The organism is Streptomyces sp. NPDC030838 (assembly GCF_055572035.1).
Window position 1 is genome coordinate 251,552 of the sequence record NZ_JBVIED010000013.1, and the last position, 22,529, is coordinate 274,080.

A 22,529-nucleotide genomic window follows, 5' to 3' on the forward strand; every position below is an offset into this window, starting at 1 on the left:
CCCTCACGCTGGTTGCCGCATGCCTGCCCGTGCACTGATCGGAACAATCCTGTTGGAGGATCGTTCCGGCGTACTACGTCCCGTCGACGACCCGCTCGTAGAGCCGGACCGTGCGCCGGGCGACCGTGTCCCAGCCGAACTCGCCGACCGCACGCTCCCGCCCCGCCTCGCCCATCCGCCGGGCGCCCTCCGGATCGCCGAGCACCCCGTCCAGGGCCCGGGCGAGGCCCCCTTCGAAGTCGTCGTCCACGGGCACCAGGAGGCCGGTCCTGCCGTCCGCCACGACCTCCGGGATACCACCGACCCGGGAGGCCACGACGGGCGTGCCGCAGGCCATCGCCTCCAGGTTGACGATGCCGAGCGGCTCGTAGACCGACGGACAGACGAACACGGCGGCGTGGGTGAGGAGTTGGATCACCTCCGGGCGCGGCAGCATCCGCGGGATCCAGTGCACGCCCTCGCGCGCCCGGCTCAGCTCCTGGTACAGCTCGCGGAACTCCCGCTCGATCTCGGGGGTGTCCGGCGCGCCCGCGCACAGCACGACCTGGGCGGCCGGGTCGATGTCCCGGACCGCGCGCAGCAGGTGGGGCACGCCCTTCTGACGGGTGATGCGGCCGACGAAGAGCACATAGGGGTGGGCGGGATCCACGCCCAGGCGGTGCAGCACGTCGGTGCCGGGGTCGGGCCGGTACAGCTCGGTGTCGATGCCGTTGTGGACCACGTGCACCCGGGCCGGGTCCAGCGCCGGATAGCAGGCGAGGACGTCCTCGCGCATGGCGCCGGAGACGGCGATCACCGCGTCGGCGGCCTCGATCGCGGTGCGCTCGGCCCAGCTCGACAGGGCGTATCCGCCGCCCAGTTGCTCGGCCTTCCAGGGCCGCAGCGGCTCCAGGGAGTGGGCGGTGAGCACGTGCGGGACGCCGTACTGGAGCTTGGCGAGGTGGCCGGCCAGGTTGGCGTACCAGGTGTGGGAGTGGACGAGGTCGCGGCCTTCCAGCGCGGCGGCGACGGCGAGGTCCACGGAGAAGGTGCGCAGCGCGTCGTTGGCGCCGTCGAGGGCGGACCAGGGGCGGTGGCGTACGACGCCCGCCGCCCGCTCCGCGCGGGAGACCTCGCCCCAGCAGTGCACCTCCAGGTCGACCAGGGACCGCAACTCCCGGGCCAGGAACTCCACATGGACGCCCGCGCCGCCGTAGACGTCCGGCGGGTACTCCCGGGTCAGCAGTCCCACACGCACCCGCGACCCCCTGTCTCAGCGGCTGGTTCCCTCATGGTCACCCAGATGCGGCGCGCGGGGAAGACCGCGGGGGCCGGGTGAAGCAGCAGTCGCCGCAGACTCCGGCGCCGGGCACCCGGTAGTAGAGGCAGCAGCTGCGGCGCCGGAAGGCGGTGCCGGTGAGGGTGCCGGTGTCCGCGAGGAACGGGTGGGCGAACAGCTCGGCGGTCAGGGCGCGGGCCCGGTCGGCGGCGTCCGTACGGCCGCGCTCCCCCGCCCACCGGTCCAGCGTACGGGCGGCGCCGGCCAGCGCCGAGGCGGCGTTGCCGCGCAGCAGGCCGGGTGCGAGCCGGTGCCGGGCGCGCAGGGCGGCGGCCAGCGGGACGAGGTGCCCGTGCAGCACGGCGTCGGCGAGTGCGGTCGCGTCGGCCGCCCGCTCCGCCGGGCGGACCTCGGGGAGCCACAGGTCGTCCGGGGCGCTGCCGTCGGGGTCCCAGTGGAGCAGCCCCGGGTCGAGGTCGGGGAGGCGGCCGTACAGCGCGGCGCAGCCGAGGGCGGCGGACCAGAGGCGGGCGGCGAGCCCCAGGTGGGCCACGGAGGCGGCGATCCGCGGCTCGGGGGCGCGCAGCGCTCCGGCGACCTTCCGGACGCGGAACTCCAGGGGATCGCCGTGAACGTCCGAGGCCCCGCCGGCGTATACCTCCGCGAGGGTCGGCAGCGGTCGGGGCGGGGCCACGGCGGCACGCAGGAGGAAGAAGCCGCCGAGCGGGCGGAGGGCGGCGAGTCCGGGGTCGAGGTCCACGAGGAGCAGTACTACCAAGCCCCCCGGGGATGCGCTCCCGGGGGCCCCGCCGGTCGGCGCCCCCCTTGGGGATGACTGCGCGCGGTGCGTACTCCATCGGCAGTAGTACGCATTGCGTGCTCAAGTACGACGACGCGGAACAGGTCGGCGGGGCATCGTGTTGGCATGGAAGCCGACCGCTTGCCGCGCCGGGCCCCGCGCCCCCGCCTCACGCAGAGGAGCAGCTCATGAGCGCCCTCGCGTTGTCCGTCCTGCTCTCGCTCGTGTCCGCCGTCGCCTACGCGGGCGGGGCGATCGTGCAGGAGCGCGTCGCGGTGTCCTCGCCGGGCGGGCAGCAGTACGCGCCGCTGCGCCGGCCGGGCTGGTGGGCGGCGGTGGCGCTGAACGGCCTGGGCGGGCTGCTGCACGTGGTGGCGCTGGCCTACGGCCCGCTGAGCCTGGTGCAGCCGCTCGGCGCGCTCACCATCGTCTTCGCGCTGCCCATGGCGGCGCTGTTCGTGGGCCGCAGGGCCGGGGCGACCGCCTGGCGGGGCGCCGTCATGGCGACCGTGGGTCTGGCCGGACTGCTGTCCCTGGTGGGCGCGGCCGACACCCAGTCGCTGGGCGGGCCGCAGCAGCTCGCCGTCTTCCTGGTGACCTCCGGCGCGGTGGTCGCCCTGATGATCGCGGGCCGCGCCGCGCACCGGCACCCGGCGGTGCGCGCGATGCTCCTCGCGACCGCGTCCGGTATCGCGTTCGGCATCTCCTCGGTCTTCACCAAGACGGTCGCGGTCGACTGGACCGGCGGGGTGTCGGCGGCGGATGTGCCGTCCCTGGCCGCGATCGGCGTGCTCGCCACGGCCGGTCTGCTGCTGTCCCAGGCCGCCTACCGGGGCGCCGGGCTCGCCGCCCCGCTGGCCACGCTGACGGTGGTGAACCCGGTGGTGGCCGCCGCGGTCGGCATCACGATGTTCGGCGAAACCTTCCGCTACGGCACCACGGGCACCGTGCTCGCCCTGAGCTGCGGTGTGGTCGCGGCGGGCGGCCTGATCCTGCTGACCACCGAGCGCATCGCCCACGACGAGACCCGCATCGAGGCGCTGCCCGAGGCTGCCGGGATGCCCGCTCCCGAGGCGATCGTGCCCGCACCGGTGCCCGAGCCCGCCCCTGCGGCCCCGGTGCCCGTGCCGAAGCCGCGCACCGGCCTCCCCGACGAGCCCGCGCCTCTCCGGGAAGAGACGGTGTCCGGGACGGAGGGCGGGCACGAGAACCGGGCGCCGGCCGGCGTGGGTCCGCTCCCGTACACGCCGTACCACACCGCCCTGTACGGCGCCTCCTACGTGCCGCTGCCCGTCCTGGACCGGCACCGCGCGCGGGTCAGATCCTGACGCCGCCGGCCCGGAGATAGGCGACCGGGTCGACGTCCGTGCCGAACCCCGGCCCGGTCCGCACCTCGAAGTGCAGGTGCGGGCCCGAGCTGTTTCCGGTGGAGCCCGCGCGGCCGATGCGCTGGCCGCCGCCCACGGTCTGCCCGGCCTTGACGGCGATCGCCGACAGATGGGCGTACTGGGTGTAGCGGCCGTCGCCGTGCCGGATGACCACCTCGTAGCCGAACGAGCCGCCCCAGCCCGCGCTGACCACCCGGCCCGGCGCGACGGCCTTCACCGAGGTCCCCGTGGGCACCGGGAAGTCGACACCGGTGTGGTAGCCCTTGGACCAGCTGGAGCCCGTGGCCCGGTACGGCGTGCCGAGGGACCCGCTCACGGGGGCGACCAGCGTGTCCTCGTCCCGCTCCGGGGCGGCGGTGTGGGAACCGGACGTCGCGCCGGAGGACGCCGCCTCGGGCTCCTTCTTCGGCTCGGACGCGGTCGTCGTCGTGGTGCCGGACGGCTTGCCGCGCAGGCTGAGCCGCTGCCCGGGAATGATCAGGTCGGGATCCGCCCCGATGGTCGTGCGGTTCGCCGCGTACAGGCCCTGCCAGCCGCCCTTGACGCGCTGCTCCTCGGCGATCGCGGAGAGCGTGTCGCCGCGCACCACGGTGTACATCTCGGCCTGGCCGGCCCGGGACTGGGGTGTGGTCTGCGGCTGGACGTCCGCGACCGGGCGCTGCGCGGGCCGGGTCTGAGCGGGCTGGGCCTGAGCGGGCTGGGCCGACGTGCCGGCGTCCGGCCGGACGCCGGGGCTGTCGCCGCCCCGGCTGAGCCCGGCCTCCTGCGAGCAGACCGGCCAGGCCCCGGGGCCCTGCCCGTCGAGCACCTTCTCGGCGACGGCGATCTGCTGGTCCTTGGTGGCCAGATCCGCGCGCGGCGCGTAGGCCGTGCCGCCGTAGGCCTCCCAGGTGGACCGGCTGAACTGGAGTCCGCCGTAGTAGCCGTTGCCGGTGTTGATGTTCCAGTCGTTGCTCGACTCGCAGGCGGCGACCTTGTCCCAGGTCGCCACGTCGGCCGCCTGGGCGGCACCGGTACCGACGAACGGGAGGGCCATCCCGGCCCCGCCCGCCGTGACGGTGAGTGAGGCGCGGTTGATCCTGTTCGGCTGATACCGGCGGTGCCGGCCGCGTACGGCCATGAAGAGCCCCCTCGACATGCGTCAGGAGGGCCAAAAGTAAGCGCGCGGAACAGGCCATGACAAGACAGCAATCAGCCGCCTCGCGCCGGGCTTGTGACCCCGGATGAAAGGACGTTGACAGGACGTCAGAGAGTGTCTGGCCGGCCGCCGCCCCGGCGAACTGAGCACCCCGCCCTCCCCGCCCGTATCTGCCGACACCCCCTGCACGGGGAACCCGGGTGTGCGATCGACGGACCGGCACGTCAGGATGGCCGCAGGCACCACGCCGAGCACAACCGGCACCACCCGATATCCGGACAGCTAGGAGCCAAGCGTATGAGCACGTCAGCCCAGATCGGCGTCACGGGACTCGCGGTCATGGGCCGCAACCTCGCCCGCAACTTCGCGCGCAACGGCTACACGGTCGCGGTGCACAACCGGACCTCGGCGCGCACCCACGCGCTGGTGGAGGAGTTCGGAGGCGAGGGTGAGTTCATCGCGGCCGAGACCGCCAAGGAGTTCGTGGCGGCGCTGGAGCGGCCCCGCCGTCTCGTCATCATGGTGAAGGCCGGTGAGCCGACCGACGCCGTGATCCAGGAGTTCGCCCCGCTCCTCGAGCCGGGCGACATGATCATCGACGGCGGCAACGCGCACTTCGCCGACACCCGGCGCCGGGAACGCGAACTGCGCGAGCGGGGCATCCACTTCGTCGGCACCGGCATCTCCGGCGGCGAAGAGGGCGCGCTCCTCGGCCCGAGCATCATGCCGGGCGGCTCGAAGGAGTCGTACGAGTCCCTGGGCCCCATGCTGGAGAAGATCTCCGCCAAGGCGGCGGACGGGGCGCCCTGCGTGACGCACGTCGGTCCCGACGGCGCCGGGCACTTCGTGAAGATGGTGCACAACGGCATCGAGTACGCCGACATGCAGCTGATCGGCGAGGCGTACCAGCTGCTGCGCGATGTCGCCGGGTACTCCCCCGCGCAGATCGCGGAGATCTTCCGCACCTGGAACACCGGCCGCCTGGACTCCTACCTGATCGAGATCACCGCCGAGGTGCTGTCGCACGTGGACGCGGCGACGGGCAAGCCGTTCGTGGACGTGGTGGTGGACCAGGCGGAGCAGAAGGGCACCGGCCGCTGGACGGTCCAGATCGCCCTCGACCTGGGCGTCCCGGTCTCCGGCATCGCGGAGGCGGTCTTCGCGCGGTCCCTGTCCGGCCACGGGGCGCTGCGCGAGGCCTCGCGCGGGCTGGCGGGCCCGACGCCGTCGCCGCTGGGCGAGGCGGAGGCGGCGGCCTTCGCGGACCGGGTGGAGCAGGCCCTCTACGCCTCGAAGATCGTGTCGTACACCCAGGGCTTCCACGAGATCGCCGCGGGCAGCGAGGAGTACGGCTGGAGCATCGACCTCGGCCAGGTCGCCTCCATCTGGCGGGGCGGCTGCATCATCCGCGCGGCGTTCCTGGACCGGATCCGCGCCGCCTACGACGCCCGTCCCGACCTGCCGAGCCTGCTCTCCGACGAGACGTTCGCGCAGGAGATCGCGGCGGCGCAGGACGACTGGCGGGACGTGCTGGTCGCCGCGACCCGGCAGGGCGTGCCGACGCCCGGGTTCGCGGCGGCGCTGGCGTACTACGACGCGCTGCGCGCGGAGCGGTTGCCCGCGGCGCTGACGCAGGGGCAGCGGGACTTCTTCGGGGCGCACACGTATCGGCGGACGGATCGGGAGGGTTCGTTCCACACGCTGTGGGGTGGGGATCGGTCGGAGGTGTCCGCCTAGCCTGAGGTGGGTGCGGTGGGCGTGTCCTTCAGGACGTGCCCACCGCTTTCGTCTCTCTTGCTCAGCTCAGGGGAGGGCCGGGCTCCGGGTTCGGGACCGGCTCCGGGCCTGGAGGGATCGGGGAGGGGTTGGGTTCGGGGACGGGGCTGGGTCCCGGCGGCGGTCCGGGGGCCGGCGGCGGAGGGGTCGGCTCCGGGCCGGGCGGCGGCTCGGGGGTCGGCACCGGGTTGGGGGGCGGCTCCGGGTGCGTGGGATCCGGGCCCGGGGTCGGCGGGGGCTGTACGGGATCCGGGTAGGGGTTTGTCACGGTGTCCTCCAGCCAGTCGGTGAACGGTGGCTCTGGACTACTCCCCCACCTACCCGGCGTCCGGTCCGGCACTCACCCAGGGGCGTCAATAGGCCGGTCCAGGTGGCCTCACCCGGCGAGCGCCGCCTCGGCGGCCGCGACGAGGCCCGGACGGGGGCTGGACAGGACCGGCACGGAGGTCGCCGTCAGCCGCTCGGCCGGTGCCATGGAGGCCTGGGCGAGGACGATCGCGTCGGCGTCGGCGGGGGTCAGCGCGTCGGCTGCGGCCGCCACCCGTCGTACGTAGCCGTCGGTGTCGCCGGCCTCGAAGCGTTCCCAGGCGCCGTCGACGAGCACGGTCCGCACCGCGACGGGACGTCCGGCGCGGCGAGCCTCCTCCTCGATCAGCTCGGCGGTCGGCCGCAACGTGCTCTCGAGTGCGGCGAGCACCACGACGCGCGGGCCGGCGGCCACCGCGGCGGCCGCCATCGGCCGGTCGACCCGCAGCACCGGCACCCCGGCCCCGGCGGCGGCCGCCTCCGCGACGCCGCCGATGGTCGAGCAGGTGCACAGCACGGCGCGGGCCCCGTCACCGGCGGCCCGCGCCACCACGTCCCGCACCTCGTCGGCCACCGCCGCGGGGCCGTCCCGCCGGGCCCGGTCCAGCAGGTCCTCGCGGACCAGGTGGCGCAGCTCCAGCCCCGGCCGGTCGGCGTCGCGCAGGGCGTCGAAGACCGGGACGTGGACGGGCGAGGTGTGCAGCAGAGCGAGCACGTGACGGCTGCCCCGGCTCAGAACCGCTCGGGGTGCGCCGCCAGCCACTTCTTCGCCGCGTGCAGCAGCTCGGGGTCGGCCGGGGGCGCCTCGTCGGGGTGGCGTTCGGCCCACTTCACGACGTACGGGCAGAGGGGGGCGACGGGAACGCCCTCGCGGGCGGCAATGACGTACAGCTCACGCGCCAGCGAGCCCGCGATGCCCTTCCCCTCGTGGGCCGGTTCCACGATGGTGTGGACGGGGACCAGGGCGCGCGCCGGCGCGTCGAGGACGAAGTACTCGATATGCCCGACGACCTCGCCCTCCCCGAGGGCCTCCAGGCGGCCCGCCGCCCGGTCGTCGCGGATCTCGATGTCACCCATGGGCACGCTCCTGGTCCTCGGTCAGGCCGTCAGGCCCGTACGGCCTGCGGGCTGCGCTGCTGGTCCGAGCCCGGCACCGGCTCCCCCGGGTCGCTGCCGAGGTCCACGATCCGGTTGTCGCGGTCCACGTGCACCACCCGGGGCTTCAGCGCCCGCGCCTCGGCGTCGGTGACCTGAGCGTAACTGATGATGATCACCAGGTCTCCGGGATGGACGAGGTGGGCCGCGGCCCCGTTGATCCCGACGACCCCCGAGCCGCGCTCGCCCTCGATGACGTACGTCTCCAGCCGGGCGCCGTTGGTGATGTCGACGATGTGCACCAGCTCACCGGGGAGCAGGTCGGCGGCGTCGAGGAGATCCGCGTCTATGGTCACCGATCCCACGTAGTGCAGGTCGGCCTGGGTGACGGTGGCGCGGTGGATCTTGGACTTGAACATGGTGCGCAGCATCGAGATACTCCCGGATCTAGGCTCCCTGCCTGCGTTTTTGCAGGTCAAGGGCTGTTTCCACACCTTACAGCGAGTGGCGTGTCCGGGCAGCTGCGGTGCTCGATGACGTCCTCACGCCCAGCGGGCTGCCCTCGCGAACGGCCGGGACCAGCGTACGCAACTGCCCTGGCAGACCTTCGTGACGCTCGCCACGTCATACGACCCACAGGTGGCGGGGCGCGGGCGAGGCGGTCAGCTGATGGGCGGCCCGATGATCTCGACTCCGTACTGCTCCGCGGCTTTGCCGACCCGCTCCATGTCCATCTGGCTTCGCGGGTCGTCGAGGGGAGGGAGTGTGCGGGCCGGCGCGGGTTCTCCTGCGGCGCGGTAGAACTTCTCGTGCTGCGGCGTGCACACGATGAGCACTCGTGCCGTGTCCGGCTCGACACGGAGGGCGTGGGGCACCCCGGCGGGAATGTGGACGAACGAGCCGGCCGGCATGGCACGCGGCGGCTGGTCCCCGACGACGCACGTGAGGACTCCCTGGGTTACGTAGACGCTGGCGGGGTCCTGCGGTGCGATATGCAGCGGCGTGTTGAACACCGGGCGGCCGAGCAGTTCCACGATGGCGTGCGTTCCGGTCTGCCCCGCCGTCGCCTTGAAGGTCAGCAGGCATCCGAAGGCCCAGAGTGCTTCGCCCTCGTCCGGCCCCAGTACGCCGGTCGCTGAGGTGCTGAGGTTCATGGCAGTCCTTCGCTGATCACTTGGGGCGCCACGTGTCCTTGCGCGGCGTTCCGGTGGGTGGAGCTCCGAATCGGCGGCAGTCGGTGCGTACCCGGCCGTGCGGAAGGCGCGGCATGCAGGCCTCCGGGCGGCCGCCCTTTTGATGTCACGCGGACTCGGCGCCGTGCCGGAACTCCTTCAGCGTCTCGCCGCGGAGGCTGCGTGGGCAATTCGGCGCGGGCCCAGTGGGTGAGGGGGGCGGACCATGGACCGGCGACACCCGTGAAGGCTGCTCTCGTCACTCCGCCGCCTCGATCCGCGCCAGGAGATCACGACTGACCCGGTCGGTCCCGTGGTCGGCCGACCACGGCCTGCGAAGGCCATGGGTGGTGTGTCGTTGACCGCTCCGCCGACCGAGCGCAGCTGCACCGCAGCAGGAGGCGGCGCTCGCCTCCCCCTGCGGCACCGACGCACTGCACCCGCGCCCTGCGGGCTGTTGCATTCCCGGCATGCAGTGCGCCGGGCGGCGCCCTCACACCGAGGGTGCACGGCCCTCCACCACCCTGGCCGGTACGCCGACCGCCTGTGCAGGTCAGAAGGTCTCCGCTGCTCAATCGCCTCCCTACGCCACCCCCCTTCGCATGCGACAGAGGCCTCCGGCAGGGCGAATGTCGCCACATCAAGCCCATAAGGTCTGCTGATATGACTTATGCCGCGCGTCTTGCTCGTGTCACGTGCCGCCCCGCTAGCTGGTGACACAGCCGCCGGCCGCAAGGAGGCCGACGGCACCGCTCACATCGAGGTGATGACATGAAGAAGGCGTATGAGGCCCCGACGCTCGTCCGGCTGGGGTCGTTCCGCGAGAAGACCGGGCTGCTGCAGCGCAGCGGCAACGACCGTCTGATCCTCAGCAAGAACTGACGGCGACCGGCACGTGACGCGACTCCATGTCCGGAATGCATGAGAGCGCGGAACCGGGCCGTGGCGACGCCCACTTCGCGGTCTTTCCCGACTGCGCGGAGGCGGCCGCCGCGGCCCGCTTCTTCCGCCACCCCGGTACCCGCGTCCTGGCCCACGCCTCGGGCCGGCCCTGGCTCATCGGCCGTTGGTCCGGCACGGAGATGACCACGGTCCGGGCCGGCACAACGGCCCTCGCCGCCATCGGCTGGTGTGCGGCCGACCGGCGGCAGCTCGAACGCCAGGCCGCCCGCATGCGTGACCTCTCCGAACTCGACGTCCTGGCCCGGTCCCTGCCGGGCAGTTTCCACCTGGTCGCCACCCACGACGGGCAGCTCAGGGTGCAGGGCACCGCCTCCGGTCTGCGGCTGGTCTTCCACGCGCGGATCGGCGGTGTCCACGTGGCCGCGACGAGCGCGGACCTGCTCGCCACGGCCCTGGGGAGCAGGCCGGACACCGGCCAATTGGCCGTCCGGCTCCTGTGGCCCGTGCCGCATCCGCTGTACGAGACCTCGGTCTGGCAGGCAGTCGACGCGGTCTCCCCGGAGGACGCCCTGCTCATCTCGGCGGACGGACACCGGGTCCGCAGATCACGCTGGTGGCAGCCCCCGGAGCCGACCCGCACCCTCACACAGGGCGCGCCGGCCGTGCGCGAAGCACTGGCCGAGGCCGTGGACGTCCGGACCCGGCAGGGCGGCGTGGTCAGCTGCGACCTGTCCGGCGGACTGGACTCCACCTCCGTCTGCTTCCTGGCCGCCCGCTCCACCGCCTCCGTAGTGGCGGCGACCTGGCCCGGACGGGACCCCGCGGACACCGACCTGGCCTGGGCCCGGCAGGCGGCGGACCACTTGCCCAAGGTCGACCACGTCGTCTGGGACGCGGACGCGTCGGCCCTGGTCTACTCGGACCTGCTCGGCATCGACGACCTGCTCGACGAGCCGACCATCGGGGTGATGGACCGCTCCCGTGTCCTGCAGCACCTGCCCTGGCTGGCCGAACGCGGCAGCCGGGTGCACCTCACCGGCATCGGCGGCGACCACGTCGCCTGGTGCTCGGAGGCGTACTACCACCGGCTGCTGCGCACCCACCCGCTGTTCGCACTGCGCCAACTGCGCGGCTTCCGCGCCCTGTGGAACTGGCCGCTCGGCGCGACGGCGCGTGCCCTCGCCGATTCCCGCACGTACCGGGACTGGCTGGCGCACTCCGTCCACCATCTGCGCACTCCGATGCCGGCGTCCTCGGTGACCGGGAGCCTCGGCTGGGGGATGTCGCCCCGCCTGTTTCCCTGGATGACCCCCGAGACGGAACGGCTGGCCCGCCAAGCCCTGCTGGACTCGGCCGCGCAAGCCGAGCCGCTGCACCCGGACCGTGGCCTGCACACCGACCTGGAGCTGATCCGCACCTGCACGCGCATCATCCGTCAGTGGGAGCGGATGGCGACCCGAGCGGGACTTCCGATGGCGTCGCCGTACCTCGACGACCGGGTGATCGAGGCGTGCCTGGCGGTCCGTCCGGACGAACGCGTCACCCCGTGGCAGTACAAACCGTTGCTCACCGAGGCGATGCGCGGAGTCGTCCCGGACGAGTGCCTGCGGCGTGCCAACAAGGCCGAGGCGTCGATGGACGCGTCGGACGGGCTGCGTCGCCACCGGGGCGACCTGATGACCCTGTGGACCGACTCCCGGCTCGAACGCCTCGGCCTGGTGGACGGCGAGGAACTGCGCCGGCTCGCGCAGCGGCCCTCCGCCCCCGGCCTGCGCGACGCGATCCTCTACTCGACCATCGCGTGCGAGGTGTGGCTGCGCTCCCGGGACCGCGCACCGCAACCGGGATCCGCCGTCGGATGACGGACGACAGCAGAAAGGCGCCGACCGTATGAAGCTCCGATTCAACTCCGACGTCTCCACCGCGGACACCCAGTACGGAACGGTACTGCTCGACCAACGCACCGGCGAGTACTGGGAACTCAACCCCACGGGCGCGCTGGTGGTGAGGACACTCATGGACGGCGGCGACGAGACAGCCGCCGTCGCCGCGCTCGTCGCGCAGTTCGACATCGACCGCGACCGCGCGGCACAGGACGTGACGGCACTGGTACGTGACCTCCGGGACGCGGGGCTGATCTCATGACCACGCCCAGTGCCCTGGACCGGCCCACCGGAGTCCCCCTCGCCCGGCGGCTGGCTGCCCGCCTCGTCCTGGTACCCGCGCTGGCCCTGTCGTTCCTGCCGCCGCGTCACATCCGTGCCGTACTGGAGCTGGCACGCCGCGGCGCTCGGCCCGCCACCCCCGCACAAGCCGCGGCAGCCCGTGAGGCGATGTGCGCGGTCAGCCTGCGCTGCGCGGGGCCACGCGGCTGCCTGCCGCGCTCGCTGGGGGCCGCCCTGCTGTGCCGGATGTACGGTGCCTGGCCCACCTGGTGCACCGGGGTGCGCAAAGTACCGCCGTTCTCCGCCCATGCCTGGATCGAGGCCGACGGCCGCCCCGTGGGGGAAGGCGTCCCGGACGACTACTTCGCGCGGCTGGTGACGGTGGCCCCGGCGCGGCGGGCGGGGACGTGAGCGACACGGTCATCTCGGACGACACCCCGGCCGGTATCCGGCCGGGCGACGAAGCGGGGCGGCCCGTACCGCCCGCGGAGCGGACGACGGGAGGTTCGGTCGCCGCCCTGTTCCGTCTGACGTCCGGCCACCGGCCCAGCATCGCCGTGGCAACCGGGCTGACCCTGGCCGCGTCGGCTCTGGGACTCGCCCAGCCGCTCGTCGCCAAGCACGTCGTGGACTCCAGCGCCCGCGGTGAGGTGCTGTGGCCGTTCCTGCTGTTGCTGTCCGGACTCTTCGTCGCCGAGGCCGCCGCGGGAGCGACCGGCCGGTTCCTGCTGGACCGCATGGGCGAGGGCGTGGTCCGCATGGTGCGTCACGGACTCGTCTCGCGGCTGCTGCGGCTGGAGATGCGCGAGGTGGACCGGCGCCGCCGCGGCGACCTGGTCTCCCGCGTCACCGCGGACACCACCCTGCTGCGGGACGTCGTGTCGCAGGCACTCGTCGACCTCCTCACCGGCTGTCTCGTCTCGGCCGGGGCGCTGCTGCTGATGCTGTGGCTGGACCCACTGCTGCTGCTCCTCGTCGTCGCGACGGTCGCCCTCGCCGCAGCCGTCGTCACCACCCTCCTGAAAGGCATGCGGGTGGCGTCGGAGCACATGCAGTCCTCCGTGGGCGCCATCGCCGCGGAACTGGAGCGAGCCCTCGGCGCACTGCCCGTGGTACGGGTGTACCGGGCCGAGGAACGTGAGGCGCGCCGCATCGGCGAGCGGGTGGACTCGGCCTACCGGTCGGGCGTACGGGCCGCGAAGCTGGCCGCGGTCATGAGCAGCGCCGTCGAACTCGCGGTCCAGGGCTCGTTCCTGCTCGTCCTGGTCGTCGGGGGCATGCGGGTGGGGAGCGGGGGAACGGACTCCCTCGGGGACCTCGTCGCCTTCCTGCTGTACGCGTCGTACCTGGTCATGCCCCTGTCGTCGGTGTTCCGCGCCATCGGCCTGATCCAGCGCGGCACGGGCGCGTACCTGAGGATCGAGGAAGCCCTCGCCCTCCCCGAGGAACCCGCACAGCAGCCCCGCCACGCGGTCCCCGGCACATCGCCGGCCACGCGGCAACGTCCGGCGCCCGCGCTGGAACTGACGGACATCCGCTTCGCCTACGTACCGAACCGGCCCGTCCTGCGCGGGGCGACCCTCACCGTGCCACGCCACGGACTCGTGGCCATCGTCGGCCGCTCAGGAGCCGGCAAGAGCACACTCTTCTCACTGGTCGCCCGTCTCTACGACCCCGACGCCGGGACCATCCGGTTCGACGGCCGCCCGGCGACAACCCTGAGCCGCCAGGAGTGCCGCGCGGGCATCGCCCTCGTGGACCAGAACACCCACGTACTGGAGGGCACACTCCGGGAGAACATCACCTACGCCGCCCTCGACGCCACCGATGACGACATCCTCCGCGTCGTACGGCTGACCCGGCTCGACCACGTGGTGCAGCGGTTGCCCGGCGGCCTGGACGGCAGACTGGGCGACCACGGCGGCACCCTCTCCGCGGGGGAACGCCAGCGCGTCGCCCTGGCCCGCGCCCTGCTCGCCCGTCCACGGCTGCTCCTTCTCGACGAGCACACCTCGCATCTGGACGCCGTCAACGAGAAGGCGCTCACCCAGGCGTTGAGCGCCGTCACCCAGGACTGCGCGGTCCTCGTCATCGCGCACCGCCTCTCCACCGTGCAGCACGCCGACCGGATCGTCGTCCTGGAGGACGGCCGTACGGTGGCCTCCGGCCGGCACGACGAACTTCTCGCCACGAGCCCGGCTTACCGCGAACTGGCCGCCACACACGTCCTGCGCAGCCGTGCCTCGGAGAGCGGCAAGCGGTGATCCACCGACCTGTTCAGCGGCCCCTGCGTACCCGGGCCGCGGCACGCGCCGCCGCGATCTTGCGGGCCTCAGCGGTCCTGCGGGCTTCTTCGCCGGGCGGCCCGGACGGGTGCCGAGGTCGCGGATCGGCGCGCCGCCACCGCTGGCCCCCGCCGGCGGGCGGTTCGCCCGCGATGGACTCAGTGGAGGCAGAGGTAGAACGGATGGCCGGCCGGGTCCGCGTAGACCCGCCAGTTGGCCTCCGGGCGGAGCTGGTCCGTCCGCTCCAGCACGTCGCGCCCAGGGAGAGCGCTCGCTTCTCCTCTCCGTCGAGATCGTCCACGTCGAAGGACGGCTCTCGGCCGCTCGGCGGCGGTGCGCACCACTGTCGTGGCGTCGGTGGCACGGGCCATCGCCCCGGGCAGGCGCCGACGAGGATTCCGTCGTGGTCAGCGGATCGGCGGACACGCGGTCGCCGGGGGCGAGGTGACGGAGGAGTGGGCGGACCCGGCAGACTGCCGGGCATGAACGACATCGTGCCGCCCGACGGGAGCCGCTGGCTCACCCCAGGTGTCAGGGGCATCGGCTCCGCCAGCCTGCTCGCCGACGTCGGTCACGAGATCCCCACCGCCCTGCTGCCGTCGCTGCTGACCTCCCTCGGGGCCCCGGCGGCGGCGCTGGGTGCGATCGAGGGGGTCTCCGACGCCCTGGCCGGTGCGGCCAGGTTCGGCGGGGGCGCGCTGGCGGACGATCCGTCGCGGCGTCGCAAGGTCGCCGTCGGCGGGTACACGGCCACCGCCGTGTTCGGCGCCGCGACCGCCGGGGCGACCGCCGTCTGGCAGGTCGGTGTGCTGCGGGCGGCGGCCTGGACCGCCCGGGGCCTGCGCGTGCCCTCCCGCAACGCGCTCCTGGCGGACATCGTCCCCGCGGGGGCGTACGGACGTGCCTATGGCTTCGAGCGGATGATGGACAACCTGGGTGCGATCTTCGGCCCCCTGGTGGCCCTCGGACTGGTCGCCTGGCTCGGCGTCACCTGGGCGATCGCCCTCTCCGTCATCCCCGGCCTGCTGGCCGCTGCCGCGATCGTCTACGCGATCCGCCGGATCCCCCGCCCCACCAGCCGGGCCCGGGTGCCGCTGAGGATCCGGATCAGGCCGGTGCTGAGGGGCGACCTCGGCCGGCTGATGGCCGCGGTGGCGGCCTTCGAGCTCGGCAACGTCGCCGCGACCCTGCTGATCCTGCGCGCCTCCGAGCTGCTCGAACCCGAGCACGGCGCGAAGGCGGCGACCACGACCGCGCTCGGCCTCTACACCGCGTACAACATCGCCGCGTCACTGGCCTCCGTACCCGCCGGCCGGCTCGCCGACCGTCTGGGCCGGCGCGGCCCGGTGCTGGTCCTCGCCGCCGGGGTGGCCGCCTTCGCCTTCTCCTACGGCCTGCTGGCCGTCGACGCCGCCGCCGTCGTGTTCCTGGCCGTCCCGTTCGTCCTGGCCGGGACCGGAATCGGCGCGGTCGAGACCGCCCAGCACTCGGCGGTCGCCGCCCTCGCCCCCGAGGGGCTGCGCGGCTCCGCCTTCGGCATGCTCGCCGCCGTGCAGTCCTTCGGCAACCTCGCCGCCTCCACGGTGGCCGGGGTCCTCTGGACGGCCGTCTCACCGACCGTCGCCTTCGCGTATCTGGCGGCCTGGATGCTGCCGGCGCTGGCCGGGCTGGCCGTCAGCGCGCGCAGGCTGGGGAGCTGACGGCCGCGGGAAACCGGGGGGCGGGGGCTTCAGCTGATGCCGAAGTGCACGTACTGCGGCTCGACGTGACGCCGGTCCCTGCCGCCCTGCAGGGTGACGCCCGCGGCCACCCATTCGGCGGAGTTCGGGTGGTGCCGGCGACAGCTGACGTAGTCGCCCCACGCGTCGTCTGCCGGGCCGTCGGTCCCCGCGCGCGCGACGACCAGGCGCCACTCGCCGCCGTCGCGGAAGCCCACGACGTGCGAGGGATGCCGGGGGCCGCCGCCGAAGGCCAGCGACACACCGACGACACCCGCGGCGTTCGGGCAGGCCGCGGGATAGGCGAAGGCCGACTCCGCGTTCCAGATCTCGGGTTCCTCCACCAGCAGTTGGGTGGTGACGTCGACGACCGCGCCCTTGACGTAGGGCATCGGCCGGCCGGTCTTGGCCGCCGCGGTCCACAGGAAGCCCGCACGGGTGCCGCTGACCCAACTGCCCGTGATCCGCGAGTCGACGCGGGCGATCCAGTCCGCGCCGTCGGGTCCCGGGGCGCTGTACGGACCGGAGCTCCACGGGCTCACCTGGACGTCGAAGGAGCCCACCGTGTTGGAGTTGTCCGGCCAGCCGTGGACCCGCAGCGTCCTGGCCCGGTCGTGGCTGGCGAAGAACATGCTGTCCGTGGCCCCTTGGGTGAGCCGGAGGGAACCGTGTTGCACCGTCGTCCACCACTGGTACGTCAGGCCGGATCCGGCGCGCAGCGCGTCGAGGGGCATCTTGAAGGCCACCGCGCGCTCGAACCTGTCGGACGCGTTGAACACGTTGAAGGTCACGTACAGGTGGTTGTTGCTGAACGCCGCGTCCGGGTAGTCGAACCACAGGTTCGTCCAGGTGGGGTCGAGGTCGACGGGGCTGAAGTCCCACCAGTGCCAGGTCGTCGGACTCGTACCGGGAGCGACGGCGACCCGGAAGACGTTGTTGCCGCCCGGGTGCGCGATGTACTGAAGGATCCAGATCCAGATGTTGCGGCTGGGATCGTGGAGGACGATCTGGTCGCAGCAGAAGCCCGCGGCGGCCGACGGCAGTGCGGTGAACGGGTCGATGGTCGTCCAGTTCTTGCCGTCGTCGGCGCTGCCGGCGGCCATCCAGTTGCCGGTGAAGAAGATGTTGCTGTTGGCCGAGGCGACCGTGGGTTCGTTGACCGTGCTCGTCCGGGTGCCGGTGACCGAGTCGTCGAGGCCGATGTTGTTGATGAGTTGAACGTTCGCCATCGTTGCTGCGCTCCTTGGCGAGCTGCGTCGGTGCGCCCCGCAGTCACGCGGGGCCGCCGGTCACGGCTCTTCGGGGACGGTCTCGGGCGCCTGGCCCTGCGTGGGGCCCATCGGCTTGCGAGGCTTCGTGAACCTCTTCTCGCGCCTGTCGAGCTGCTCATCGGTCGGCGTCTCGCCGGCCGCCTCGTCCGTCAGCCCCTCGGGCAGCGACTGGGCCGGTCCGGCGTGGGCCACCGAGGCGTCCTGAGCGGTGTACTCAGGGCCCGTGCCGCGCTGTTCGTTCGACATGTGCCGTCTCCTCAATTCTGGACTATTCGCCGGCATGCGGAAATCTTTGAAATTTTCGGCGAATATGTGATTGATTCGCATTTCACAGGTTGGTGCTTCAGTTATTGCGCCGTCAACGGTGCCCACCGTCAAAGGCCTGCCACCAGACGCCCCGTGTATCCCACCATCACGGTCCAGAATAGTCCGGTGTAACCGCGCTCGCCGATTTCCGCGTTGAATCTCCTGCCGAGAAATGTGGCGGAGAGCATCAGCGGCACACATGCCAGAGCGACAAGGTAATCGCCGCCCGTCAGCAGTGCGGCGTCCGTCCATACGGCGGTCTTGGTGGCGTCGCCGACGAGAGAGGTCAGGGAGAGCGCGCCGACGAGGTGCAGACGGTCCAGGCCGAGCCCGCGGACGGCCAGCCCCTTGAGGGGTCCGGAGGTGCCGCTGAACCCGGAGGTCGCCCCGGCGGCGAACGCCATGACCGGGGAACTCACCCGGCGCCAGCGGGTGAGATCCAGCGATTCGACCACGAACGCTGCGGCGAAGCCGATGATGACGGCGATGGTCACCGCCCGCTCGGGCGCGGAAACCAGCAGTCTGGCCCCCAGATACGTGCCCACGGCGACCAGCGCGATGACGACGAAGGCCTTCCGGAACGGCAGTGTCTTCCGATACGCGAAAACCTTGACCAGGTTGTTGGCGGCGAGCAGCAGCGCCGCCAGCGCCACCCCGGACTTGGTGCCGAGCACGAGCGCCAGGGTGGGAACGAGAATCAGGCTGCCGCCGAATCCCGCGGAGGCGGAGAGGGTGAAAGCGGCAGCCACCGCCAAGAACACGACCGGAATCAGATACGGCTCCATCGGTGCCCCTCAGTCGGCCGGCCCGCGAAGTGCGCGGTACAGCACGCCCCTTCTTTCATGGCGTGGCCAGACCGAGCACCGTGATGCGGCGTACGCCGGCCACCTCGGACATCAGCTCCGTCAGCGCGACGTTGAGGTCGGCCGCCTCCTGGGCGGCCAGGTGGGCGACGACTTCGTCCGGGTGGAAGGTGTGGACGAGCAGAAGGCAGTTGCGCAGGCTGTGCTGGGCCAGGCGGGTCGCCGCGTCGGGGTGGGCGGGGTCGACGTCGATCAGGAGGTACGCCCTGGGCATGGTGCGGCTCCGGAAGAGGTCGGGTGGCGCGGGGTCAGGCGTCCTCGAAGAGCAGGTCCTCGGCCCGATGGGTCATCCTCACCGTCTCGCCGTTGGAGACCTCGACGATGCGGTGCAGGCCGGTGCAGCGCTCGCCCGTGGACAGCACGGAGAAGCGGTCCTCCACGCCGGCCAGGTAGGCGGGGAAGCAGGTGAGGGGCATGGTGCCGAGCCTGAGGTAGTCCACCAGCCGGCGGAACAGCTTGGGCAGGATGACGACGTCGTCGGTGAGCGAGGCCGGGCCGGTGATCTTGGCTCCGGTCGTGGTGACATCGTTCGGCAACAGGCCCCGACCCGCCGACCGGGCCTCCTGGGCGACCCTGGTCAACTCCCTGCGCAGGCTGGTGAACAGGCTGCGATAGAACGTCGGGTACGCCAGGCCGGAACTGACCAGGCGGTGGTTGACCGTCGTCTGCAGGACGCCTTCGTCGACGTCGATCTCCATACCGCTGGTGCCGGGCGGCGCACCGCGGCCCGCCAGGGCCACACAGCGGCCGTGGACGTCGGCGCCGCGGGTGAGGACGAAGCCGGGGACCGTGGCCGGTGTGGTGGCGGTGACCGTCTCGTCGGGGCGGCGCTGGACGTCGGCGAAGCCGAGCCAGCTCAACAGCTCGTCACGTGCCGCGTGGGCGAAGGGAAGTGGCTGGTGGTCACGGTTCGAGCCGTAGTGGGTCTCCAGCGCGTCGACCGCTTCGAGCCGCAGTGCGGCGCGGCCCGTCGCGCTGTGTTCGACCGCGCGTCCGCGTCCGCCGCCGACGAGGGTCCACTCGGCCGGGTCGGCGGCCGTGAAATGGACCGTGTCGCCGTCCGGCTGCGAGTCCTTGACATCGTAGAAGCCCTGGATGAGCAGCATGGGCATGACGACTCCTCAGCTGCGGATGGAAGTCCCCCGGCCCCTCTCCCTCCCTTCTTCCATGCTGCGTCCGCCGCCCGCGTTCCGCACCTTCGGGTCTCCTCGGGCCCTCCCACGCTTATTTCCGGGCAAGCCGGGCACGCGGTCCGCTGTACGACCCCGAGCCGAGGACGGTGCCGCGATGACCGAGTACGAACGTTCCCGCACGATGCCCGCGCAGCCGGAGCAGGTCTTCGATCAGGCCGCCAATGTCGGGCAGCTGGACACCTGGCTGCCGTCCGAGCTGCATGTGGCGGCGGAGGAGCTGCCCGCGGTCACGGTGCACGAGGACCGTACCGACGAGGACACCTCCGCGCTGCTGCGGACCCGGCCCGAGCAGATGCGGCTGGAGTGGGGCACACGTGACCAGGGCAGCTACGCGGGCTGGCTCCAGGTCGCGGGGATCGGCAGCGGGGCCAGCGAGGTGACCGTGCACCTGTCGTTCTTCGACGACAGCCATGATCCGGGCGAGCAGGTCGTGCGCGACGCCCTGGACAGCAGTCTGCGCCGGCTGGAGGAGCAGGTGCGGCTGCGGGTCGACAACCCGGCCGGCTGATCCGCGGGCCGTCGCCGTCATGGCACGCCTCACGTCGTACGGCATCTCTCCCGAGCCCGGCGGCGCGGCGGACCGGGTGCGGAGGGTGTGTCCGCGCTGTGCCGCGTCGCGGGGCGGCGGGGCGGTGAGGCGCGGCCGCGGTGGCGGCGGGTGAGTCGGCGTGCGTGAGCGGTGGCCGGTCAGCGGCTTCCGTGGTGCAGCACGAGGAGGGCGATGTCGTCGGCGCGTTGGCCGGTGGTGCCCTCTCTGCGCAGGAGTTCGTCGATGAGGGCGTCCAGGTCCCGGTCGTCGGCCTCGGCGAGATGGCGGGCGAGGCGGGCGATGGAGTCGTCGAGGTCGGCGCCGGGCTTCTCGATGAGGCCGTCGGTGTAGAAGAGCAGCATCAGGCCCGGGGTGAGCGCGATCTCGGTCACCGGGTACACGGCGTCGGGGTCGATGCCGAGGAGCGGTCCGGGCGTGACGTCGACGGGCCGGGTGGTGCGGTCGGGGAGGCGCAGCAGCGGGGGCGGGTGGCCCGCGCTGGCCAGGGTGGCGCGCCGGCCGGCGAAGTCGAGGTGGGCGTAGAGGCAGCTGGTGAACAGGTCGGGGGCGAGGTCGGCGAGGAGCCGGTTGGTCCCGGCGAGGACCTGGTCGGGGGCGGTGCCGACGGTCGCGTGGGCGTGGACGCCGGTGCGGACCTGGCCCATGAGGGCGGCGGCGGCGACGTTGTGGCCCTGGACGTCGCCGATGACGGCGGCCGCGGCGGTGTCGCCGAGCCGGATCAGATCGTAGAAGTCCCCGCCGATGTCCATGCCGCGGGTGGTGGGCAGATAGCGGGCGGCGACCCGCAGGCCGTCGACGGCGGGCAGGGTGCGCGGGAGCAGCGCCTGCTGGAGGCCGTGGGCGAGTTCGTGCTTGGTGTCGTAGAGCCGGGCCCGGTCGAGGGCGTGGGCGACGAGCCCGGCGAGGGAGGTCATGACGGCGCGTTCCTCGGCCGGGAACTCGTGCGGTTGGTCGTACGACAGGACCCAGCAGCCGACCGGGCGGCCGGAGATCACCAGCGGCAGGAAGGCCCAGGCGTGTTTGCCGCTGATCATCGGGGCATTGGGATAGGTCCGCCGCATCTCCTCCTGGTTGGCGAAGAAGGCGGGGATGCCGGTGCCGACGGCCCGCCCGGCCGGGGTGAGGGTGGTGTCGAGGGGCAGGGCGTCGAGCTGCTGGATGGCCTCCGGGGTGTAGCCGCGGTAGCCGGTGATGCGCAGCCGGCCTGCGTCGGCGGAGGACAGCACCAGTCCCTGGGCGCCGAAGTTGGGCATGATCTGGTCGGCGATCAGGTCGATGACGTCCTGGACGCCGACGACCTCGGTGAGCGCGGCGGCCAGGTGCATCAGCTGGTAGAGCTGGCCGACCCGGGTCGGGGTGACGGTGCGGGTGGACCGGCGGGGTGCCGGGGCGGGCGGGGGCTGCGCGCCGCTGGGCACGATACGGACGCTGATGCCGCTGGCGTCCGGGTAGAGGTGCAGCTCCAGCCAGGTGTCCGGCGGGCGGCAGGCGACGAACGAAACGGGTTCGCGGCTGAGCACCGCGGCCCGGTAGCGATCCTCGTAGGTGGGGTCGTCGAGCCAGCGCAGGGACTGCCAGGGCCGGGTGCCGAGCAGCTGGTCGGCGTCGCGGCCCAGCAGCTCGCAGGCGCCGGAGCTGAGGTAGGTGAAGCGCCCCTCCAGGTCGAGGGAGCAGCTGCCCCCGGGCAGGCGTTCGATGAAGTCGGCGGCAGCCATGACCGGGCCGGCGGAGCCGCGGCGGGCGGTGGCGGGGACCACGCGGGGACCGCCGCGGCGCACCGGGGCCCTGCCCCGCTCGTTGCCCTCTTCCAGCAGCCGGGCCAGTTTCCGGCAGCTGGCCTGGATGTACCGGCGTTCCCGTCCGGTCATGTACGCGGGGCGGTTGGCCGGCCACATCAGCAGCAGGGTCCCCCACCGGCGGACGCCGGTGACCGGGGCGGCGGCCAGGGCCAGGGGATAGGGCAGCGCCATCGCGGTGCGCGGGTAGGAGTGGACCATCTCCTCCTGGCTGCCCACCCACACCAGGCGGTTCCGGCGGGCCGCCTCGGCGACGGGGGCGGGCGCGGCGAGCGGCACCCTCGCCCACGGGGCGGCCAGCTCGGCCGACGCCCCGCAGAGCAGGTCCAGGCAGAGCACCCGCTCGTCCGGTGCGAGGAGGTAGAGGGCGCCGATGGACGCGCCGATGTGGCGGACCGTCTCCGCGAACGCGGTATCCAGTTCGTCGTGCTCGGTGGCTTCGTCGTGCTCCGTGGCCGGTTCGTCAGTGATGCCGCCCATAGGGGGACGCTACGCCCGTAAGCCCCCGACGGCACGTGACACGTGATCCGGGCGGGCGGTCCATCTT

General features: G+C 72.9%; 22 protein-coding genes. 9 read left to right on the plus strand and 13 right to left on the minus strand.

Features of this window, described 5'->3' with window-relative positions; genetic code table 11:
- Positions 1-73 precede the first annotated feature (73 nt).
- Positions 74-1,237, minus strand: coding sequence for a glycogen synthase (glgA, locus tag ACZ42A_RS29450; RefSeq protein WP_468530317.1), 1,164 nt, complete (start codon positions 1,235-1,237; stop codon positions 74-76).
- A gap of 37 nt (positions 1,238-1,274) precedes the next feature.
- Positions 1,275-2,036, minus strand: a complete 762-nt coding sequence (locus tag ACZ42A_RS29455) for a (2Fe-2S)-binding protein (protein WP_468530318.1) — start codon at positions 2,034-2,036, stop codon at positions 1,275-1,277.
- Between the two features lie 209 nt (positions 2,037-2,245).
- On the opposite strand from ACZ42A_RS29455, the gene ACZ42A_RS29460 reads away from it, so the two are divergent.
- Entirely contained in the window at positions 2,246-3,385 is a 1,140-nt protein-coding gene (locus ACZ42A_RS29460) for a DMT family transporter (protein ID WP_468530319.1), read from the plus strand.
- On the opposite strand, the gene ACZ42A_RS29465 is transcribed toward ACZ42A_RS29460, so the two are convergent.
- Entirely contained in the window at positions 3,375-4,565 is a 1,191-nt protein-coding gene (locus tag ACZ42A_RS29465; RefSeq protein ID WP_468530320.1) for a transglycosylase family protein, read from the minus strand. The genes ACZ42A_RS29460 and ACZ42A_RS29465 overlap by 11 nt on opposite strands.
- A gap of 315 nt (positions 4,566-4,880) precedes the next feature.
- On the opposite strand from ACZ42A_RS29465, the gene gndA reads away from it, so the two are divergent.
- Positions 4,881-6,320 (plus strand): NADP-dependent phosphogluconate dehydrogenase, encoded by a 1,440-nt coding sequence (gndA, locus tag ACZ42A_RS29470; protein WP_468530321.1) that lies wholly within the window; start codon positions 4,881-4,883, stop codon positions 6,318-6,320.
- Positions 6,321-6,735: 415 nt separating this feature from the next.
- Here gndA and ACZ42A_RS29475 read toward each other — a convergent pair whose 3' ends face one another.
- The 4 genes from ACZ42A_RS29475 to ACZ42A_RS29490 form a co-directional block, all read right to left on the minus strand.
- The gene (locus ACZ42A_RS29475; protein ID WP_468530322.1) at positions 6,736-7,380 is read right to left on the minus strand and encodes an aspartate/glutamate racemase family protein; all 645 of its coding nucleotides are present in this window, start codon (positions 7,378-7,380) and stop codon (positions 6,736-6,738) included.
- Between the two features lie 17 nt (positions 7,381-7,397).
- A complete protein-coding gene (locus ACZ42A_RS29480; RefSeq protein ID WP_468530323.1) occupies positions 7,398-7,742 on the minus strand; it encodes a GNAT family N-acetyltransferase in 345 nt (114 codons plus the stop codon).
- 29 nt (positions 7,743-7,771) lie between these two features.
- The gene (panD, locus tag ACZ42A_RS29485; RefSeq protein ID WP_073944462.1) at positions 7,772-8,191 is read right to left on the minus strand and encodes an aspartate 1-decarboxylase; all 420 of its coding nucleotides are present in this window, start codon (positions 8,189-8,191) and stop codon (positions 7,772-7,774) included.
- Positions 8,192-8,422: 231 nt separating this feature from the next.
- Complete coding sequence (locus tag ACZ42A_RS29490) at positions 8,423-8,914, minus strand: cupin domain-containing protein (RefSeq protein ID WP_468530324.1); 492 nt, start codon at positions 8,912-8,914, stop codon at positions 8,423-8,425.
- Positions 8,915-9,703: 789 nt separating this feature from the next.
- Here ACZ42A_RS29490 and ACZ42A_RS29495 point away from each other — a divergent pair.
- The 6 genes from ACZ42A_RS29495 (at position 9,704) to ACZ42A_RS29520 (ending at position 15,985) form a co-directional block, all read left to right on the plus strand.
- The gene (locus tag ACZ42A_RS29495; protein WP_468530325.1) at positions 9,704-9,814 is read left to right on the plus strand and encodes a keywimysin-related RiPP; all 111 of its coding nucleotides are present in this window, start codon (positions 9,704-9,706) and stop codon (positions 9,812-9,814) included.
- 26 nt (positions 9,815-9,840) lie between these two features.
- Complete coding sequence (locus ACZ42A_RS29500; protein WP_468530326.1) at positions 9,841-11,697, plus strand: lasso peptide isopeptide bond-forming cyclase; 1,857 nt, start codon at positions 9,841-9,843, stop codon at positions 11,695-11,697.
- A 28-nt stretch (positions 11,698-11,725) separates the two neighbouring features.
- A complete protein-coding gene (locus ACZ42A_RS29505) occupies positions 11,726-11,980 on the plus strand; it encodes a lasso peptide biosynthesis PqqD family chaperone (protein ID WP_468530327.1) in 255 nt (84 codons plus the stop codon).
- Positions 11,977-12,411, plus strand: coding sequence for a lasso peptide biosynthesis B2 protein (locus tag ACZ42A_RS29510; RefSeq protein ID WP_468530328.1), 435 nt, complete (start codon positions 11,977-11,979; stop codon positions 12,409-12,411). The genes ACZ42A_RS29505 and ACZ42A_RS29510 overlap by 4 nt, the downstream gene beginning before the upstream one ends.
- Positions 12,412-12,446: 35 nt before the next feature.
- Positions 12,447-14,264: an ABC transporter ATP-binding protein gene (locus ACZ42A_RS29515; protein ID WP_468530358.1), complete on the plus strand. Its 1,818-nt coding sequence runs from the start codon at positions 12,447-12,449 to the stop codon at positions 14,262-14,264.
- Positions 14,265-14,767: 503 nt separating this feature from the next.
- Positions 14,768-15,985: an MFS transporter gene (locus tag ACZ42A_RS29520; protein ID WP_468530329.1), complete on the plus strand. Its 1,218-nt coding sequence runs from the start codon at positions 14,768-14,770 to the stop codon at positions 15,983-15,985.
- Positions 15,986-16,014: 29 nt separating this feature from the next.
- Here the strand turns inward: ACZ42A_RS29520 and ACZ42A_RS29525 are convergent, their stop codons facing one another.
- The 5 genes from ACZ42A_RS29525 to ACZ42A_RS29545 form a co-directional block, all read right to left on the minus strand.
- Positions 16,015-17,232 (minus strand): hypothetical protein, encoded by a 1,218-nt coding sequence (locus ACZ42A_RS29525; protein ID WP_468530330.1) that lies wholly within the window; start codon positions 17,230-17,232, stop codon positions 16,015-16,017.
- Between the two features lie 60 nt (positions 17,233-17,292).
- Positions 17,293-17,520 carry a hypothetical protein gene (locus ACZ42A_RS29530; protein WP_468530331.1) on the minus strand — a complete coding sequence of 76 codons (228 nt, stop codon included), beginning with the start codon at positions 17,518-17,520 and terminating at the stop codon, positions 17,293-17,295.
- 128 nt (positions 17,521-17,648) lie between these two features.
- Positions 17,649-18,365, minus strand: coding sequence for a TSUP family transporter (locus ACZ42A_RS29535; RefSeq protein WP_468530332.1), 717 nt, complete (start codon positions 18,363-18,365; stop codon positions 17,649-17,651).
- 55 nt (positions 18,366-18,420) lie between these two features.
- Complete coding sequence (locus ACZ42A_RS29540; protein ID WP_468530333.1) at positions 18,421-18,657, minus strand: hypothetical protein; 237 nt, start codon at positions 18,655-18,657, stop codon at positions 18,421-18,423.
- Positions 18,658-18,691: 34 nt separating this feature from the next.
- Positions 18,692-19,555: a nuclease gene (locus tag ACZ42A_RS29545; protein ID WP_468530334.1), complete on the minus strand. Its 864-nt coding sequence runs from the start codon at positions 19,553-19,555 to the stop codon at positions 18,692-18,694.
- Positions 19,556-19,730: 175 nt separating this feature from the next.
- Between ACZ42A_RS29545 and ACZ42A_RS29550 the strand changes: the two genes are divergently transcribed.
- Positions 19,731-20,144: an SRPBCC family protein gene (locus ACZ42A_RS29550; protein WP_468530335.1), complete on the plus strand. Its 414-nt coding sequence runs from the start codon at positions 19,731-19,733 to the stop codon at positions 20,142-20,144.
- Between the two features lie 179 nt (positions 20,145-20,323).
- On the opposite strand, the gene ACZ42A_RS29555 is transcribed toward ACZ42A_RS29550, so the two are convergent.
- Positions 20,324-22,462: a SpoIIE family protein phosphatase gene (locus ACZ42A_RS29555; RefSeq protein ID WP_468530336.1), complete on the minus strand. Its 2,139-nt coding sequence runs from the start codon at positions 22,460-22,462 to the stop codon at positions 20,324-20,326.
- Between the last annotated feature and the right edge of the window lie 67 nt (positions 22,463-22,529).